Origin of the sequence: Flagellimonas meridianipacifica, from assembly GCF_003001695.1 — a bacterium.
Taxonomy (GTDB): Bacteria; Bacteroidota; Bacteroidia; order Flavobacteriales; family Flavobacteriaceae; genus Flagellimonas; species Flagellimonas meridianipacifica.
Genome location: NZ_PVYX01000001.1, coordinates 900,126 through 919,621, shown reverse-complemented (window position 1 = coordinate 919,621; position 19,496 = coordinate 900,126). Strand labels below are relative to the sequence as shown.

8 protein-coding genes are annotated in these 19,496 nt (G+C 39.7%); all 8 read right to left on the bottom strand.

Going from position 1 to position 19,496, the window contains the following annotated elements; translation table 11 throughout:
* Window positions 1-10 precede the first annotated feature (10 nt).
* The 8 genes from CLV81_RS04110 to CLV81_RS04075 are packed head-to-tail and all read right to left on the bottom strand — an operon-like array spanning window position 11 to window position 19,480.
* On the bottom strand, window positions 11-2,380 hold the full coding sequence (locus CLV81_RS04110) for an ABC transporter permease (protein WP_106143779.1): 2,370 nt from the start codon (window positions 2,378-2,380) through the stop codon (window positions 11-13).
* Between the two features lie 20 nt (window positions 2,381-2,400).
* Entirely contained in the window at window positions 2,401-4,815 is a 2,415-nt protein-coding gene (locus CLV81_RS04105; protein WP_106143778.1) for an ABC transporter permease, read from the bottom strand.
* A 25-nt stretch (window positions 4,816-4,840) separates the two neighbouring features.
* A complete protein-coding gene (locus CLV81_RS04100) occupies window positions 4,841-7,261 on the bottom strand; it encodes an ABC transporter permease (protein WP_106143777.1) in 2,421 nt (806 codons plus the stop codon).
* Window positions 7,262-7,309: 48 nt separating this feature from the next.
* Window positions 7,310-9,739: an ABC transporter permease gene (locus CLV81_RS04095; RefSeq protein ID WP_106143776.1), complete on the bottom strand. Its 2,430-nt coding sequence runs from the start codon at window positions 9,737-9,739 to the stop codon at window positions 7,310-7,312.
* A 15-nt stretch (window positions 9,740-9,754) separates the two neighbouring features.
* Complete coding sequence (locus tag CLV81_RS04090) at window positions 9,755-12,187, bottom strand: ABC transporter permease (RefSeq protein ID WP_106143775.1); 2,433 nt, start codon at window positions 12,185-12,187, stop codon at window positions 9,755-9,757.
* A 21-nt stretch (window positions 12,188-12,208) separates the two neighbouring features.
* A complete protein-coding gene (locus CLV81_RS04085; protein WP_106143774.1) occupies window positions 12,209-14,614 on the bottom strand; it encodes an ABC transporter permease in 2,406 nt (801 codons plus the stop codon).
* A 21-nt stretch (window positions 14,615-14,635) separates the two neighbouring features.
* Complete coding sequence (locus CLV81_RS04080) at window positions 14,636-17,071, bottom strand: ABC transporter permease (RefSeq protein ID WP_106143773.1); 2,436 nt, start codon at window positions 17,069-17,071, stop codon at window positions 14,636-14,638.
* A gap of 21 nt (window positions 17,072-17,092) precedes the next feature.
* A complete protein-coding gene (locus tag CLV81_RS04075) occupies window positions 17,093-19,480 on the bottom strand; it encodes an ABC transporter permease (protein WP_106143772.1) in 2,388 nt (795 codons plus the stop codon).
* Between the last annotated feature and the right edge of the window lie 16 nt (window positions 19,481-19,496).

Sequence of the window (19,496 nt, the reverse complement as noted above, 5' to 3'; positions counted from 1 at the left end):
TTTAATTTTGTTATTCAGTTCGTAGACTTTTCACAGGATTCTCCATAGCTGCACTTACTGACTTAAAACCAACAGTCAATAGCGCTAAGGCGACGACCAACGTTCCCGACAGTCCAAATGTCCACCAGGGCATCTCAATACGATATTCATAGCTAGTCAACCATTTATCCATAATATACCAAGCTATGGGGAAACCTATGGTTATACCCAAAACCACGAGCTTAAGAAAATCATTAATCAAAAGACTAGTTATTTTCTGGACCGAAGCACCTAGCACTTTTCGTATTCCAATTTCCTTTACACGTTGTTGGGCTGAAAAAATGACGAGTCCAAATAGTCCCAGACATGAAATAAATATGGCTATGAGTGAAAAGTATTGAGAGAGCTTGAAAAATACGTTCTCACTTTTGTACATATCATTGTACCATGCATCAGAAAAAACATATTCAAAAGGAATTTCTGGAAGCATCTCTGTATACAACTCTTGTAAAGCCTCTACCGTTTGCATTGCGTTTTCCGGACGAATACGGGCCAAAACGGCTCCTCTGTTTAGTTGCTCTCCATTGCGAATAATCAAAGGAGGAATAGTAGATTTTAATGTGTTTAAGGGAAAGTCTTTCATTACCCCAACAATTTGCCCTTCTCTACCCCACATAGCCAGAGGCTGACCTATAGGATCTTTTAACCCCATGATTTTCAAAGCGGTCTCATTAATGATATAGCCTGAATCATCGGCAGCAGTGATATCGGAAAAATCACTGCCTAAAAGTATTTCCGTACCCCAAGCCTTAGAAAAATTGGACCCTACAGCCATACTCATAAATATCGTTGGGTCATCTGCAGGTTTACCAGCCCAGACCACATCATCAAATCCATTCGAAATCTGCATGGGACCTGCATCGGTTATGGACACGGACTCCACCCCCGGAAGTTTCAAAGCTCTTTCTTTTAGACTTGCGTAGGAATGTGTAGAATCTCCTTGGAAAATGAAAAGGACAACATTATGGCGGTCAAAACCTAAATCTTGATGCTGGATGAAATGGATTTGTCGTGAAGTAATTAGCATTCCTGAAATGAGGACGATCGTTAAAGCAAATTGGAAAACTACCAATCCCTTGCGAATCCATTGGGAACTGGCATTAGCTTTGCTATTATTCTTAAAAATATCGATAGTACTAAAAGAAGATAATACGAATGAAGGATAGCTTCCGGAAACCACTCCCGTCAATAAGGTAATGCCCAAAATACCCAACCAAGATATGGGTGAAAGTTCTAAAAGGCTCAAATTTTTACCAGAAAGTTCATTAAACAATGGTAATAAAAGCGTAACCAAGATTAAGGCTAAAAAGGTGCTAAGTAGTGTAAGCAACAATGCCTCTCCCAAGAATTGGGACACTAGGCTTCCTTTTTTTGCTCCTAGGGATTTTCGTACCCCAACTTCCTTGGCTCTCTTTAAAGAACTGGCAGAGGCTAGGTTCATAAAGTTGATACAGGCAATCAACAAAACGAAAAAGGCTATAAATCCGAAGATGCGTACATTTTCGATGCGGCCACCGGAAATAATACCATTTTCAAAATGGCTGTTTAAATACGTTTCTCCAAAGGGCTGAAGCTCTAATTCCACTGTAAAATTGGCATCCTCCTGCGTCCTGTAAGGTGTTAGAAAGTCTTTTAGTTTGTCTTTTACTGTTACAACATCTGAATTCTCTTTGAGGAGTAAAAACGTGAGTGAGCCACTATTGGTGATATCAGGAGCCCAACCATTCTCTTCCAAGAAAATATCCCAATGCAGGAAAAAATCACTCTTTTTGGAATTGGAGGAGTTAACTTCCTTAAACACTGCAGATACCGTAAGTGGACGGCTATTTTCATAGATAATGGATTTGCCTATGGCATTTGTGGCACTTCCAAAAAACTTTTGTGCCATTTGTTCAGAAATAACCAAATCATCCGGGGAATCCATGGCCGTGGCGATGGTTCCTGCCAAGATGTTATATGAAAATATATTAAAATAGTCCTCTCCTACAAAATACCCTTCCTGTTTAAAGGTCTTATTTTCATAGGCAAAGGTCTTGGTGCTCTTCCAGCTCGCAGGGGTGGCTTGCTCTATTTCGGGAATCTTATTTTTTAACTCCCTGTAAAGTGGTGCTGGTGTGGCGTATAAGGCATCCACTCTCCCTTCAAAAATCTGTTTTTGATAAACTGAATAGAGTCTATCTATGTTTTCATGGTATTTGTCCATGGCCAGTTCGTCTGAAACCCATAGGTAAATGAGCAGACTACATGACAGTCCTGTTGCCAAACCAATGGTATTTAACAATGAAAAAACCTTATTGTTTACAATGTTTCTCCAAGCAATTTTCAGATAGTTTTTAAGCATGATTTCTAGTTTTTTGATTACTACTCGGTCCTTAAACTTTTCACAGGATTTGCCAATGCTGATTTTATCGTTTTGGTGCTGATGGTCAACACTGCAATAAGCAAAGCCAGAACTCCAGAAACAGCGAAGAAGTGCCAGCTCAAATCGACTCGATTTGCATATTCTTTTAGCCATTCGTTGGCAAGCCACCACGATATTGGGGTCGCAATGACAAAAGCAACAAGAACCAATTTTAGAAAATCTTTGGTCAACAAATAAGTCACCGAGGCCACGCTGGCACCAATGACCTTTCGAATACCAATTTCTTTGATACGCTGGTTTGTGATTAGCATTGACATGGCAAACAGACCTACACAACTTAAAAGTATCGCGATGATGGAACCACTGGTAACAAGTGCTGCCATTGTTTTTTCCCTGCGGAAGGTTCGGTCTACATTTTCATCTAAAAATGAACCTAAGAATTCGGCATTTGGCTCTATTTTTTTGTAGGCATTTTGAATGGCCAGAAAAGAATCTGCCATGTTTGAAGGGGCCACTCTAACATAAGCGTATGTGAGTCCACTCTCTCTATTCAAGAAAATAGTCAGGGGCTCTATGGCCTTTGAAATATCCTGAAAAATGTAGTCTTTGACCACTCCTATTACGGCATAACCCAAACTATCTCCAGCGGGTAGTTGTACTGTTAATGGTTCGTGCTCTTCCAACTCCTTTGCCATACTTTCGTTGATAATTACCGTATAAGCATCATTTTCTCTTTCAAAATCAAAACTTCTACCCTCCTTAAAATCAAGCCCCAAGGTTTTGACGTAATCATAATCAACAACCAAAGTATTTGTGCGGACACTTTTTCCCTTGTAGTCAAAACCCCATACACTGGAAGATAGACTTCCGTCCTTCCCTCTCCCTAAATTGTTGTCAGCTGCCGTGATAGCTAGAATGTCTTGATTGTCCTTTAGTTCTTCTCTAAGCAGTTTAACCGTATCATAGCTGTTCTTCTTTCCATTTAAAGGAAATGAAACCACCTGTTCCTTGTCATAACCCAAGTCTTTGTTTCTCATGTACTCAATCTGTCCATTAAGGATAAATGTCCCGCTAATTAGTAGGATGGCAATTCCAAACTGAAGTATTATAAGTCCGTCACGCAAATGGTTTTTCCCTGAGGAGCCCAACTTTCCTTTCAAGGATTGAATAGTGGTCAAACGGCTAAGAAGTAGCGCTGGATATCCTCCAACAATTAGGGATATCAACAATACTAAAAGCAATGTTGTAAAAATCAAGATAGGGGTTAAAAGGATATCAAATGTTGCACCTGTCTTAAATAAGGTTTGAAAGTTATCCTCTAAAAACAAACTCAATAGTACTCCAATTCCCAATGAGATTATAAAAACAATTAGACTTTCTCCCCAGAATTGAAAGAAGAGCTGCCGCTTCTCCGCACCAAGTGTCTTGCGCATTCCAATCTCTCTGAGTCGTTGAGCGCTTTTGGCAATGCTCATATTAACAAAGTTGACACAAGCTATGAATAGAATAAGTAGAGCAACCCCTAAAACGACATATACTTTCGCTCTACTAATCTCAACATATCCCTTGTTATACCTAACAAAACGCTTGTTTGTTATGGGCAAAAGACCTAGTTGGAGAAAATCGCCATTTTGGTTGGGAAGTGCTCCATCACGTTTGAGGTTTTCAACTGCTCCTTCATAATGCAAATTGGTAAAGCTCCGACTGTTTTCTTCGAACGTCTTTGCGTACACCTGTTCTTCCAATTGAAGATAAACCTCATGGTATTGCGCATACCAATGTTCTTTGGTTTCCTCATATTCAGGATTCTTCTCAAAAGGTAAGGCGATATCAAATTCAATAGAACTATTTTCAGGTTGGTCGGGTGCAACGGCTCTAACAACAAAAGGTTCATTTTTTCCATTAATTAAGACAGTTACCGTTTTTCCAACAGGGCTTTCACTACCGAATAATTTGGTTGCCGAACTCTTTGTAAGTACTACGGATGAAACATCAACCAAAGTGTTTTTTTTGGTGCCCTGAAGGATAGGGAAACTGAACATCTCAAAAAAATCAGGGTCTACATAAATGGCATCTAAACCTAGTTCTTTTTCATTATAAATGGTCAAAGCTTCCTCTTCAAGAAATCGGGTTATTTTCTCTACACCGGGCACTTCAAAGGCTAATGCTTCTGCAAAAGGAGTTGGCTGGCTCGTTCCGACCTCAGTCCCTTTAGGAGTTTGCCAAGTAATATGAACCTGATAGATTCTATCGCCGTTGGTATGAAAATTATCATAAGAAAGCTCATGAAGCGAATCCATGGTCAATAGGGTAGCTACACCAAAGGCAATGGACAGGCCAAGAATTCCAATACCGGAGAACAGTCTGTTTTTCCATAGGTTTCGTAAGGCAACTTTCAAATAGTTCTTGAACATAGTGACTTGCTTTTGATTGACTTTCTTATTGTGTGCGCAAACTTTTTACAGGATTGACAATTGCCGCTCGGGCGGCTTGATAGCTTATGGTAAAAAGGGCAATGAACATTACGGATAAAATGGCCACTCCAAAAACCCACCATGGAATGCTGATGTGATAAGTATAGTTTTCCAGCCATTGTTGCATCACGTAGTAGGCAACGGGAATAGCAATGAGGCCAGAAAATAGTACCAGCAAAACAAAATCTCGTGAAAGCATCTTAAAAAGACTCATTATGGACGCTCCTAATACCTTGCGAATACCAATTTCCTTGGTGCGTCTTTCGGCCATAAAAGTAGATAGTCCGAATAACCCTAAGCAGCTTATGAAAATGGCCAGGACGGAAAAGATACCCGATAATTTTCGCATGCGTTCCTCAGCTTTGAATTTGTGTCCGAAGGCATTATCCACAAATTGAAATTCAAAGGGAATGCTCGGGGCAAATATGGCAAACTCCGTCTCAATCTTTTCCAAAGACTGAGTAATACTTTTCTCGGGAGACAATTTTAGGTTAATCCAATTGGTCTCATTGTAGTTAATACTGTAAATAGCCTGTTTGACTGGTTCAAAAGGGGACTCGGTCAACATATTTTTGACGACCCCAATAACCTTATGCTCCCCGTCATACCAACGGATGGTCTTATCAACGGGGTCTTGCAAACCCATATATTCAACCGCGGCTTCATTGAGGATATATGCTGTGGAATCTGAGGCTAAATCCCTTGAAAAATTCCTGCCGAACTTCACTTCCCAACCTACGGTCTTTCCATAATCATGGGATACATAAAAGTTAACGATATTGGTGATAAAATCAGGATTTTTGCCTTCCCAATCATAACCGCCGTTACTGTTCCACACCTCGGTCATCGGATTCGAGGATTCTGCCATTTCTGCCACCGCCCCACTTTTTTTAAAGGCTTCGCGAAGTACATTGTATTTCCCCTCAAATGCTTCGGTGGTTTTTTCAATCATAATTAGGCCATTCTTATTATAGCCTATAGGTCGATTTTTTGAATGTTGTATTTGTTGATTAACTACCATAGTGCCAGATACCAAAATGATGGAAACTATAAATTGCACCACGACCAGTACTTTACGAAATGACACTGCCGATTTGCCCGCTTGGATGGTTCCCTTCAAAACGCGAACTGGTCTGAAGGAAGAGAGGTACAAAGCGGGATAACTGCCGGCCAATAGACTCGTAACGGATATCAATCCCAAACCTATACACCAAAATAAGGGATTTGCATAGGGGAAAAGAATCTGTTTATCCGCTAATTGGTTGAATAGGGGTAGAAGCAGGACAACTAAAGTACAGGCGATTGCAAAAGCACAACAGGTGACCAACAGTGATTCAAACAAGAATTGCTCAATTAGTTGGTTTTTGTTTGAGCCAACCGTTTTTCGTATCCCTACTTCCTTGGCACGTTTCTGTGACCTGGCGGTACTCAAGTTCATAAAATTGATACAGGCCAAAAGCAATACGAACACGCCAATTATACCGAACATGCGCACATATTGAATCGCTCCACCGTAGGAAAGACCATTCTTAAAGCTTGATTTTAAATGCCAATCTTTCATAGGATGAAGAAAGATTTCCGGATTGCTTCTTTTGGTTTCGTCCGGAACATGGTCGTAAAGGGTATTCTTGATTTTATGACTTACAGCTTCTATGGTAGACTGATTGGACACTGCCACATATACTTGATAGGAATTGTTATCCCATAGCTTTCGATCACGTGCGGTCTTTACCCATTCATACATCGATACATATAGGTCCCACGGAGCAATGAAGTCAAGCTTTTTGGATTCTGAAAAAGCAGCAAGTGGCTCAAATACATTTGCATTGGTCGGAAGGTCTTCAAAAACGCCCTTTACCGTAACGACGAAATTATCGTTCAAGCGCATTGTTTTTCCGATAGGTTCTTCATTACCAAACAAGGCATTGGCAGCCGATGCAGAAAGTACAATGGCATTGGGGTCGTTAAGTGCATTATGATTTCCTTTTAACATGGTGAAGGAGAACAAACGGAGGGCATCTTTCTCCATATAGGCACCATATTGGTTCTGATTTTTTTCCTTAAAGGACAACACATTGTCACCAGGAAAAGAACTCATTACCACGTACTTGAAATCACCGGCATAGACACTGCGCAACTCAGCGGCCAAGGGGTAGGGTAGGGTAAACCTAGTTCGAATTTCACCGTTGTTGGTTTTGTTTACAAGCACCTGTGCTATGTGGTCATGGTTCTTAAAATTCGTATTGAAAGTTTTTTCATCATGAATCCATAAACCTATAAGCATAGCCACTGTAAGACCAAGTGCCAATCCGCCAATATTGATGAACGAGTAAGTTTTGTTCTTGGAAATACTTCGAACAGCTATTTTTAGATAGTTTTTGAACATGATTGACGATTTTTAATTAACAGTTAACTGTAATCCATAGCAATCCACTTACTCCACCCTCAGATTCTTTACAGGGTTAGCAACAGCTGATTTCAGTGATTGAAAACCAACTGTAATAAAGGTGATAACCAAAGCAGAACCGCCCGCAAGGGCAAATACCCACCACTGTATTTCTATCCTGTAGGTGAAATCTTGCAACCAGCGCTGTATGAAATAATATGCTAAGGGGGTGGCAACGGCCACGGCAACCAGTACCAACTTCAAAAAATCCTTTGTGAGCATTTGAACCACTGATGTGACTGAGGCTCCAAGCACTTTTCGTATTCCAATTTCTTTTTTCTTCTGTTCGGCAACATACGAGACCAAACCAAAGAGACCCAAACAACTGATGAAAATGGCCAGAATTGTAAATACCATAGATATTTGTCCAAGGCGTTTTTCCTCCTCATACATTCTTTCTACCTCCCTATCAACAAAGCGATAATCGAAAGGTACCTGCTTTACTATTGCCTTCCATTTGTTTTCCAGGTTTTTAAGTAATTGTGTGTAATCTGTAGTTTTGGTTTTGATAAACAACCAGTTTGGGTTCTCTTCCTTATATAGAAATAAGGGTGCAATTTCATGTTTCAAAGATGCAAAATGGTAATCTTCAACTACACCTATAATTCTCATTTCAGAAGTCTCATCTCCAAAGCTCTCTATAAGTCTAGTGCTCAGAGCATCCTCTTCTTTAATATTGAAGGCTTTCAGAGTGGCTTGATTTACAATAATTTGATCAATGGTATCTGCCGGAGTGAAATCCCTACCTCTTAGGATAGGAATATCTAATGTTTCAAAATAGCCCTCGCTAATACCGTGCCTTTTTACAAGAGTATTGTGTTCTCGATTTCCTCCCGGAAGATATAGACCGTTATCACTTAATATAACTTCAGATGGGGCGTAAAGTCCACTTGATACATGCAGTACTCCGGGTATTTCAAGAAAAGAAGACTTAATGGATTCGAACTTATTGGAAGCCTCATCCGTTCCGATTCTCAAGGCCAGGAGGTTGTCCTTGGAATAACCCAAATCTTTCTTCTGAGTAAATTGAAATTGCTGCGTAATCACAATTACCGTCGCTATCAGAGCAATGGAAACGACAAATTGAAAGACGACCAAAGCTTTACGAAAAACACCCTTATCTGATTGTATTATGGTGTTGCTCTTAAGTGCTTTAATAGGTTTTATAGCTGATAGTACTGTGGCAGGGTAAATCCCAGAGACGAATCCGGTGACTATGCCCAGACCTAGTAGCAAGAAACCGATTTTCCAGCTCATGATGTCTTGATGGGTCAAATAGACACCTGCAAGATTATTCACCAAAGGAAGTAACATGATTGTCAATGGAATACTTATGAGCATTGCAAATAGCGATAACGACAAAGATTCACCCAAAAACTGTCGCATTAATGTATTCTTAAAAGCCCCTGCCACTTTTCGAACCCCTATTTCCTTTGCCCTTTTACTGGCCCTGGCCGTACTCAGGTTGATAAAATTGACACAGGCTACCAATTGAATAAAAATGGCCAAGGTCAATAGAAAATACAGGAATTTTATGTTTGAAACCTCATGGATTTGATTGGGCATATCCGCAGAATATAAATGGATATCCGATACATTTCTTAAAAACAATTCTTTATTGTCCATACCAGCGTTGGCCAAATCTTCGGCACCTCTGTTCTGAATAAATTCAGGAAGTTTATTTTGTAAGCTCGATGCATTTGCGTTTGAGGTCAATCTTACATAGCTGTATACGAAATTATTGGTGGCGAAATCTTGAAAACCCTGTACAAAAGTGCCCATTCCTTCAGTGCTCATGCTTACTATGTAATTGGGATTCAAATGTGATTTTGCATACGAATCATCAAAAACACCTTTTACAGTCAATGTTTGGACATTCTCTCCACTTCCCCAGATTACTGCCCTATCCAAAGCCTTTTGTTTGCCAAAAAGTTTGTTGGCAAGCGAAGAAGAAAGAACCAAGGTGTTGGGCTCATGTAGGGCGTTCTTTTGATTACCCTCTAAAAACCGATAACTGAAAACCTTAAAAAAAGTGGAATCTGCAATATATACCCTAGGTTCATAGTATGCATCTTCGCTATCGGCGGCGCTAATGAGATTACTATAGAACACATCTGTTAATACCACCCTTGTTGCCTCTTTAACTTCTGGAAAATCCTCTTTTAACGCAAAAGCAGTTGGTGGAGAAGCTGCTGCGGTATTAAAACCGTCTTTGCCCTCTCTTTCAATTAAGGTTTCTACTCTAAAAATAGAGGCCGCATTATCATGGTGCTCATCATAGCCGAATTGGGCGAATACATACAGTAAAATGCACAAGCAACTCACGGTACCCACGGTCAGCCCTAATACATTAATGATAGTCTGTTGTTTGTTTTTTAGAAGATTCCGCCAAGCGATTTTTACATAGTTTTTGAACATGATCGATGCTTTTAATTATTCGCTTCGTAAGCTTTTTACAGGATTGGTTATAGCTGCTTTTATACTCTGATAACTAACCGTTATTACCGCTATTAATACTGCTAAAGCTGCTGCCAAAAGGAAAACGGCTAGGCTAATATCAATTCGATATGAAAAATCTTGGAGCCATTTGTTCATGGCCAACCAGCCTATAGGAACCGATATTAAAATGGATATAGCAACAAGCTTAAGAAAGTCGGTAGTGAGGCGGAGTGTAATTTGACTTACACTGGCGCCAAGTACTTTTCGAACTCCAATTTCTTTGGTACGCTTTTCGGCATTGAAAGTGGCCAGACCAAACAAACCGAGGCAGGCAATGAAAATGGACAAAATGGTAAATGTGATGAATATTCTTCCCAGGTTTCGGTCCGCTTCATAGGTCTTGTTGAAGGCATCGTCCATGAAACGATAGCTGAAAGGTTGCCCAGGAGCAAGATTGTTCCAGATTTGTTGTATGGCTGCGGTTGCTTCGGAAAAATCCCCTGCGGTAAGTTTTACAGCTAAATTTCCTGTAGACTGCCCTAATCGAATGCTTAATGCTCCTATGTCCTTTCTTAAGGATTCGAAATGAAAATCCTTAACTACCCCTATCACATTTAAAAATGTAGCATCCTCTTCGCCTAAGTCGTCCGATAACCTAACACCCAAAACTTCTTTGGAATCCACACCTAAAATGGCTACTGCCGATTCGTTCAAGATGATGGCCGAAGAATCTGCAGGGAACTGTGGATTGAAATTCCTTCCTGATACCATTTCAATATTTAACGTAGGGATGTAGTCATTATCTGTCCTCCAGACCTGCATGTTAATGGCACTTTCTGGGTCGCTAAAACCTTCACGAAAGAGGCTTGTGTTAGTTCGGGAAGACGGAGTTGGCAGAAAACTAGAGAGCGTAGTACTTTTTACCTGGGCCAGTTGGTTCACCTGTTCTTTAAAAGTGGTGGCTTGGTCACCGGTGGCGAATACATCTTCAATAATCAAGACCTGATCTTTAGAAAAACCGAGATCCTTGCTTTGAATAAACCTTAGTTGCTGATAGACAATAATGGTACTAATTATGAGAAAAACCGATATGGCAAACTGAAATATGACCAATGAGTTTCGTACCCTTCCACCACCTATACTTTTATCTCCGGAACCCTTTAGTACATCGACAGGCATAAATCGGGACATAAAAAAGGCCGGATACCAACCAGATAAAACACCAAGGAAAGCAGCAGAGATCAAAACAATGGCCCAGAAATAGGGATTTGCAAAAGGTATGGATATCTCTTTCCCGGCTAGCTCATTGAAAAAGGGCAGAAGAATAGTGGCCAGCACAAAAGCGAATAGTAGGGATATTAAGGTAATTAGTCCAGATTCGATAAAAAACTGTCTCAGCAGACCCACTTTTGATGATCCTAAGGTTTTCCGAATACCCACCTCTTTGCTTCTCTTTAGGGAGTATGCCGTGGAAAGGTTCATGAAATTGACACTCGCGAGAACAATTAGAAACAGACCAATGAACGATAGGATATAAATATTTTGCATGCTGCTGTTAGGACTCATTTCACTTTCAAGCTGAGAGTTTAAATGGATGTCCACCAATGGAATTGTACTGTATATCAAATGGTTTCCAGAAGCCTTGAAAGCTTCTTCGGTTATCCCTGGGAAGTACCTTTGGGCATATGGAATTACATATTTACCCATCATGTTGCGCAATGGTTCTTGTAAATTTTCAATATTGGCTTTAGGTGCAAGTTTGATGAAAGTTGGGTAATTATGGCTGGTCCACTCTCCATCAGTGGCATCCTCGTTTCCAGCCATTGCCAAGAAAAGGGAATAGTCTCGTAGAAACGAATTTTTTGGCATGTCTTGAACTACTCCAGTTACGGTATATGTGGTCGAATTGTTTAGAACCAAGGTTTCTCCAACAGCTGATAAAGTACCAAAATGTTTCTGGGCTGCAGACTCTGTGATGATTAGGGTATTTGGTTCCGAAAGAGCTGTTTTTTTATCGCCTTCAAGTAAATCCATCCCAAACATGTCGAAGAAGGTATCATCAGCAAAGGTGGAATTATCCTCTTTGGTGTTTTGAGTTTTATCGCTTCTTCGTATTAGTGTGGTTCCCAATGGATTAAAACGTGTGGCCATGGTCACTTGCGAAAAATCCGCCACTAATGCCTCTGCCATTGGAGCAGAAGTTTCTGCAAAAACACTTTCTGTTCCACCAAACTTAACATCTACGTTTATCCGATGAATACGTTCGGCATCAGTAAACATTTTATCGAAACTCAACTCATCATGGATAAAAAGTGCAATTAATAAGGCTCCAGCCATGCCAATGGCCAACCCCATGGTGTTGAGCAGCGTTAGAAAGGTCTGTTTTTTTAGGCTACGCCAAGCTATTTTTAGATGATTCTTAAACATGATTGTTGTTTTTTGATTTGATTATTCTGTCCGAAGGCTTTTGATAGGATTTGACTTTGCAGCTTTTATTGCTTGAAAGCTTACAGTAAGTACAGTAATTCCCATGGCACCTAACATGGCCAGGGCAAAAATCCACCATTTAAGAATGACCCGATACGGGTACTCCTGTAACCAACCGTTCATGACGTAGTACGAAATAGGTATGGCAATGAAGCAAGAGATGATTACCAGTTTCATAAAGTCTTTGGAGAGCATGTTCCACACGTTGAATACCGTAGCCCCCAATACTTTTCTTACTCCGATTTCCTTAGTGCGCTGTTCTGCCACATAAGAAGTCAATCCGAATAGTCCCAAACAACTAATCAGAATGGCCAGAGCGGTAAATATTCCAGAAAGACTACCTATACGTTCTTCGGCGGCAAATTTTTCTCCATATTCTTCATCCACAAATTGGTATTCAAATGGAATATCTGGAAAGTGTTGTTTGAACACTCTTTCTACAACGGCAATGTTTTGCCGCATACTTTGTTTTGGGTTTAGTCTTAGGTTGTAATAACTAAATTCGTTCGAACGGTCATATACGTATAAGGCTTGTTTAACCGGATCGTAGGGTGATTGTGCAATCATATCCTCAACAACCCCAATGATTTTCAAAGGAGGGTCGGGATCTTCAATATCGGTGTCCCTAAGTAGTAATCCGATAGGGTTTTCAAGACCAAGATATTTTTTTGCGGTCACATTAATGAGCACACCTAGAGAGTCTGAAGCATAGTCTCTTGAAAAATCCCTGCCTTCAACAACTTTTAGGTTTAAGGTCTTGGCATACTCTGCTGAAACCTCGGTCCAGGCAAAGTCCTCTTGGAAGCCTTCAGGTTTACCTTCCCAAGTAAAGCCACTTCTGTTGGACCATATCCTGGTTGTAGGACTACTGGAAGTAGCCATCTCCATAACCGCGCCTGACTTTTTGAACTCACTTCGCATTAAATCGGTTTTATCCTCAAAATCCTCAGCGAAAGTGGGTAGTTGTATCAATCCTTCCCTATCGTATCCTATAGGCCGGTTCTTGGCATGATTTATCTGCTGCATGACAATAAAGGTGCCGATGATGAATGCAACAGAAACTGTAAACTGAACAACTACTAGAATTTTTCTTGGGAGACCAGAGTACTTCCCTGCTTTAAAGGTTCCCTTCAGAACATCAACTGGTTTAAAGGAGGAAAGATAGAGAGCAGGGTAGCTTCCTGCCAGAAGGGCAGTAAACAGTACAAATACTATAGATATCAACCAAAAAGAAAGACCGTTCCATGGAAAAGAGATTTCCTTTCGTGCCAATTCATTAAATCCATTCAAAGAAAGCAATACAATAACAATGGCAAGAAGATAGGCAAAAAACACAACCAAGAACGATTCGCTCAAAAACTGATAGATGAGCTGACCTTTTTGGGAACCGATAGACTTGCGGATACCTACCTCTTTTGCTCTTTTTTCAGACCGCGCTGTACTTAAGTTCATAAAATTGATACAGGCCAGAATCAGCACAAAGGCTCCAATAATTCCAAAAAGCCAAACGTATGTAATTCTTCCTCCGGTTTGCTTACCTTGCTCGAAATTGCTTCTCAAATACCAGTCTTCCATAGGTAGCAGGAAGATTCTGGGATTATACTGCACCACTTCTTCATCAGCTTTCTTTTTGACATCAATTATTGCATTGGTTACACTTTCAAATGTGGTATTATCCGCAATTTGTACAAACATTTGAAAAGAGTTGTTCTGCCAATTATCCAATGAGTTTTTAATCCAGTCGGCATTGGTCACATTTACATAATGCTCCCACGGAATAATATAATCCGTATCGTTAAACGAGTTGCTATAAGGGATGTCTTCATAAACCGCGGTGACCATCAAATCATACTGGTTTCTTATTTTTAGAACTTTACCGATGGGGTCATCTTTTCCGAAAAAAGCGTTAGCCAAGGATTCAGATATCATAATGGAGTTAACGTCTTCCAATCCATTTTTATCCCCTTTGGTTATCCGAAGATTCAATAACTCAGGCGCATTTGGCTGCATGTAATTTCCAGTTCGGGATATGCTCTTTTCTTGGTATTTTACATAACTGGTCTGGGTCCATGAGCTCATCATAATATGCTCGAAGTTATCTCCAAAATTCTCACGAAGTGCTGGCTCCAAAGGCAAAGGAATTGCAGGCCCTGTGCCTACATTGCCATTAAAAGTCTGTGATTGAAAAACCTGGGCAATTTTTTCTTTGTTCTTAAAGTAACTGTTATACGTAAGCTCATCATTCATCCATAGTCCAATGACTAAGGTAACGGCCATACCCAAGGCCAAACCGCCAATATTGATTGCTGAGTAGCCCTTGTTCTTGGAGAGGTTTCTCCATGCGACCTTTAAATAATTCTTTATCATGATTCTCGGTTTTGATTGTGATTATTCATTTCTTAAGTTCTTTGAGGGTTGGGTAAAGGCAGCACTTATGGATTGATAACTTATCGTTAGCACTGCAATGATTATTGAAATGATTGCGCTAAGTAGTAAGATTTGCCAAGACACTTCAATACGATAGGCAAAATCTTCAAGCCAGCGGGACATTGCATACCAAGCAAGGGGAGTTGCTATCAAAGCCGCAATGCCTATTAAGCTCAAAAAATTAACGGTAAGCAATTTGTAAATATTCCTAAAGGACGCACCAAGTACCCTTCGGATACTTATTTCTTTTCTTCGCTGCTCAACCATAAATGCTGAGAGCGCGAACAATCCCAAACAGGCTACAAAAATGGCCAATATGGCAAAAGAGATAAAAATACTTCTTATACGACTAACATTGTCGTACATATTGGCAAATGAGCGGTCCATGAATGCATATCGAAGCTCCATACTGGGCATGAACTCAGACCATTTGTTTTCAATCGCTTGCACCAAGCCTTCGATATCATCCGTACTTGCTTTAACGGAAGTAATTGACGGGCTCATTCCTAAAAAGAAACACAAAGGAGCAACTTTCTGCTTCATGGAATCAAAATGAAAATCCTCGACAACACCAATAATTTCATATGTTTCACCGTATCTTGAAATTCTCTTGCCTATAGGATTTTTTAGATTGAGTTTTTCTATCATTTGTTGATTGACAATTGTTGTACGCGTATCGGATGTTCTATCTTCAGAAAAATTTCTACCCTCAATCAGATTTATACCTAGGGTATTCAAGTAGTCTTCATCAATTACCCATGCTTGCCCAAATACGGTTTCATCCAAATTATCACGTCCCTCGTTTACAAAACCATTTCCATTTCGTTTGGTGCCTTCTAAAGGTAAATAGTCACTTACACTTACATTCTTGATGCCATTCAAGCTTTTCAGTTCTTCTTTGAAGGTTGTCAACTTATCTCTTAACATATTGGTTCCATACAATTGCACCACTTGCTCCTTTTCAAAACCTAATTTTGAGTTTAGAATAAAACTCATCTGCTTGTTAACCGTCAGCGTACCGATGATTAAGATGATGGAAATCGCAAATTGAAAGATGACCAGGCCACTTCGTAAACGATTTGATTTACTACCGATAGCAAGCTTTCCCTTGAGTACGGAGCTAGGCTTAAATCTTGAGAGATAAAAAGCCGGATATATTCCAGCTAGTATGCCCACGAAAAAGGCACCAAGAACTATAGCTAGAAAAAAGTAGGGGCTTGACCATGGAATTTGCACGGCTTTTCCTGAAAGTTCTTGAAAAAATGGCAGGATAATAAAGGCAAGGAAAACCCCTATGACAAATGCAATGAACGTAATCAAAAGTGATTCAGTCAAAAACTGTTGAAGCAAAGCCTTTTTGGAAGAGCCAATAACTTTTTTTATTCCTACTTCTTTAGCCCTGTTGGCTGATTTGGCGGTTGACAAATTCACGAAGTTGATACTAGCGATAACTAAAATGAACAGGGTCACTATGCCGAAAATCCAGATAATCTTAATATCGTTTCTTTTGCTTGTTTCGAAATCGATTGTTCCAGAAAAAAGGTTGATATCCTTTAACGGCTGCAAACGGATACTAAAATAGTCTTCGCCATTTTCAGGCAACACAAAACCCCCTGCTATAAAGGCTGGCTTTATATAATCATTGATGAGCCTATCGGACATCTTCTTTTGGAAGGCCTCGACGTCCGTACCAGGTCTAAGTTGTAAATAGGTGTAATAATTGTTTTGAATCCACCGTGTTTGTTCACCTTCACCAAACTCTACTCCTTTCAACGTTAGGAGAAAGTTATAATCCATGTGTGAATTGCTAGCAAAGTCTTTCATTACGCCATTTATTCGAAATGGCTGACTGTCATTTCCATTTAGATAAATAGACATGCCCACCGGATTACGGTCGCCAAAGTATTTTTTGGACATTGATTCTGAAATCACCAAAGTAAATGGTTCTGTTAAAGCCGTTGCAGCTTCCCCATAAACCATTTGGATATCCATTATGTCAATTATCGCCTGGTCTGCATAGGTAAAACCTTTTTCATAATACTGGGAGGTTTGACCTTCAATACGGATTTCATTGCTTCCGGCCCCATAAAACAAATCGTTGTCATTTAATCGACCTGCATTAACGACTTCTCCAAAATCGTTCAGTACGGTTGACCCTGTATTGGCCGAAAAGTGTACCCCATCATTAATTTTACCATCCTCCCGGTCTCTATTTATCATTCGATAAATATGGTCTGCATTTGCAACAGAGCTGTCATAACTGCTCTCATGAATGATATAAAGGGTTATTAAGATGCAAGCTGCAACACCGAGACCTAGTCCCAGGACATTGATAATGGTAAAGCCTTTGTTTTTTAGAAGGTTTCTCCGAGCTATTTTAAAGGAATTGCGTAGCATGATGATTTGTTTTTTGATTGATTATTCGGTTCTAAGACACTTAATGGGATTTGTTCGGGCAGCCTTTAAGGCTTGGTAGCTTATGGTTACAAGGGTTATTATCAATAAAATACTAATTGCAAATCCAAAAATCCACCACGAAACCTGTGTCCGATAATTAAAGTTTTGTAGCCAACTATTTATGAAACACCATGCAATTGGAGACCCTATTATACCTGCCATCAAGATGAGTTTGAAAAAGTCTTTGGACATAATCCATAAAATGCCTCCAACACTGCTGCCCAAGACTTTTCGAATACCGATTTCCTTTGTTTTTTGGACGGCAAAAAATAAGATGAGGCCATAAATCCCTAGTGAACCAATAAAGATGGCAAGCGCGGAAAATAGTTTCAAAAGAGAAAGGGAACGACTTTCTTGTTGGTACATAAGGGAAATTTGATCATCAAGGAAGGTATAATCGAATATGTAGTTAGGGAATAACTGGGACCATTCTTTTTCAATCTCTTCGATTCCGGATGAGATGTGATCTAGATTTACCTTTACAGCCCACTGATAGAAGCTACTGGAAAGTGGCGCGATGAAAATTGGACTGATATCCTGATGAAAATCCTTATCATGAAAGTCATTGACCACACCAACAATTCTACCTTTTACAACCCCATCAGCAAATGATACGGGCCTGCCCAACAATTCATTTAAAGATTTTACTCCTATCTTTTTAGCAAAAGTCTTGTTTACCAGAATTTCGTCCGCAGAGTCCCTTTCAAAAAAATTGCGTCCTTCAAGGACTTCCAATCCGAATGTTTGAAGATAATCGATGTCCGCTACTTTCATTTGCGCTGAAAACAGTTCATTCTCATCCTTATTGTTAAATCTGACGGCAGCATTCCATTCATTTTTTGCCGCTGAAGGAGGTGCAAAACAAGCCGTGATTTTTTCTATTCCAATATGTCTACTTAGACGTTGCTTAACTACCTTTAGTTTTGATTGCTCAAGGGGTTTGGGGATGTTTACCATTACAATTGCAGATTTCTCAAAACCAAGGTCTGAATTGATGGCATATTGTATTTGTTTATTGATTGCTATTGCCGAAACAACCAGAATTATGGATATCACAAACTGAGAAGTGACCAATACCTTGCGCGTAAGGTTATTTGAAGGGGTATTTTGAAAGAGGATGCGTTTAAAAGCAAAAACTGGATTTATTCGTGCCAATAAGATTCCTGGATAAATTCCTGACAAAAAGGTTATTACCACCAAGAGAATACCAATAAATACTAAAAAAGAGGGATTGAGAAGACTCGAAAAATGAAGCTTCAATTCAAAAATGGTATTAAAGTATGGTAAGGAAACCCCGCAGATAATCACTCCAACAATGAGTGCAAAAATTACAATCAAAAAGGTTTCGCACATGAACTGCCAAAAGAGATGACCTCTGAGCCCACCTAAAACCTTTCGAACGCCCACCTCCTTAGAACGGTAACTGGACTGAGCTGTGGAAATGTTTATGAAGTTGATGCATGCTATAATCAGAATCAATAACCCGATCAAGGCAAATACCCATAAGACCTTGATGTCAATATGACCATTATAACGCTGGTCAAAATGAACGTCACTTAAAGACTGTAGTTTGTATTGATGTAGGTTTTTCTCATCAGGGCGATATTTAGCTGGAAGCGTTTTCAGTACAGCTTCAATTTGTGAAACATCCTGTCCAGGATGCAATCTGGCAAAACTTTGAAGGTTTAATCCAATGGCCCACCATTCTTCACCGCCCATAAATTTGCTAAAGCGTTTAAGGGTGTCGAAAGAAATAAAAATGTCACCTTGTAAAAATGAGGCGGCAGGTTGGTCTTTGAGAACACCGGTAATAGTGATGGTTTCTTGATTACCAAGCTCAAATGTTTTGTTAACCGGGTTTGAGTCCCCGAAAAGACGTTTGGCCATCGACTCAGTAATTACTGCGGTATTGACTTCCGAAATATTTACGTCGTTTGAGCCATTTAATAGGGGAAAATTGAATATGTCAAAAAAGTCTTTTTGAGCGAATACAATACCTTTTTTTAGGTTTAATCGAATATTGGATTCTTCCACAAAAATTACGCGGTCTTCCCAGTTTACTATTTTGGCCACTTTTTCTGCGTAATCAAAATCTGAACGGAAAGTATTTGTAAATCCGGGTGGAACACTCGGGATATAGCTAATTTCATCCCCATGTGACTCTGTTACAAAACGATAAATTCTATCAGGATGATTATGGAATTTGTCAAACTCTAAATGATATTGAACGAAAAGAAATATGATACTGCTACAAGCAAAACCCAAAGCCAGTCCTACAATGTTTATCAATGTAAAACCCTTTCTTTTTTTGAGGTTGCGCCATGCAATTTTAAAATAGTTGCGTATCATTTTTTTCGTTTTGTAG

What these genes read in the sequence shown, in the direction of transcription:
- CLV81_RS04105 (WP_106143778.1), bottom strand. Translation starts at nt 4,815, where the DNA reads ATGTTCAAGAACTATTTGAAAGTTGCCTTACGAAACCTATGGAAAAAC.
- CLV81_RS04075 (WP_106143772.1), bottom strand. Translation starts at nt 19,480, where the DNA reads ATGATACGCAACTATTTTAAAATTGCATGGCGCAACCTCAAAAAAAGA.
- CLV81_RS04080 (WP_106143773.1), bottom strand. Translation starts at nt 17,071, where the DNA reads ATGCTACGCAATTCCTTTAAAATAGCTCGGAGAAACCTTCTAAAAAAC.
- CLV81_RS04110 (WP_106143779.1), bottom strand. Translation starts at nt 2,380, where the DNA reads ATGCTTAAAAACTATCTGAAAATTGCTTGGAGAAACATTGTAAACAAT.
- CLV81_RS04090 (WP_106143775.1), bottom strand. Translation starts at nt 12,187, where the DNA reads ATGTTTAAGAATCATCTAAAAATAGCTTGGCGTAGCCTAAAAAAACAG.
- CLV81_RS04095 (WP_106143776.1), bottom strand. Translation starts at nt 9,739, where the DNA reads ATGTTCAAAAACTATGTAAAAATCGCTTGGCGGAATCTTCTAAAAAAC.
- CLV81_RS04085 (WP_106143774.1), bottom strand. Translation starts at nt 14,614, where the DNA reads ATGATAAAGAATTATTTAAAGGTCGCATGGAGAAACCTCTCCAAGAAC.
- CLV81_RS04100 (WP_106143777.1), bottom strand. Translation starts at nt 7,261, where the DNA reads ATGTTCAAAAACTATCTAAAAATAGCTGTTCGAAGTATTTCCAAGAAC.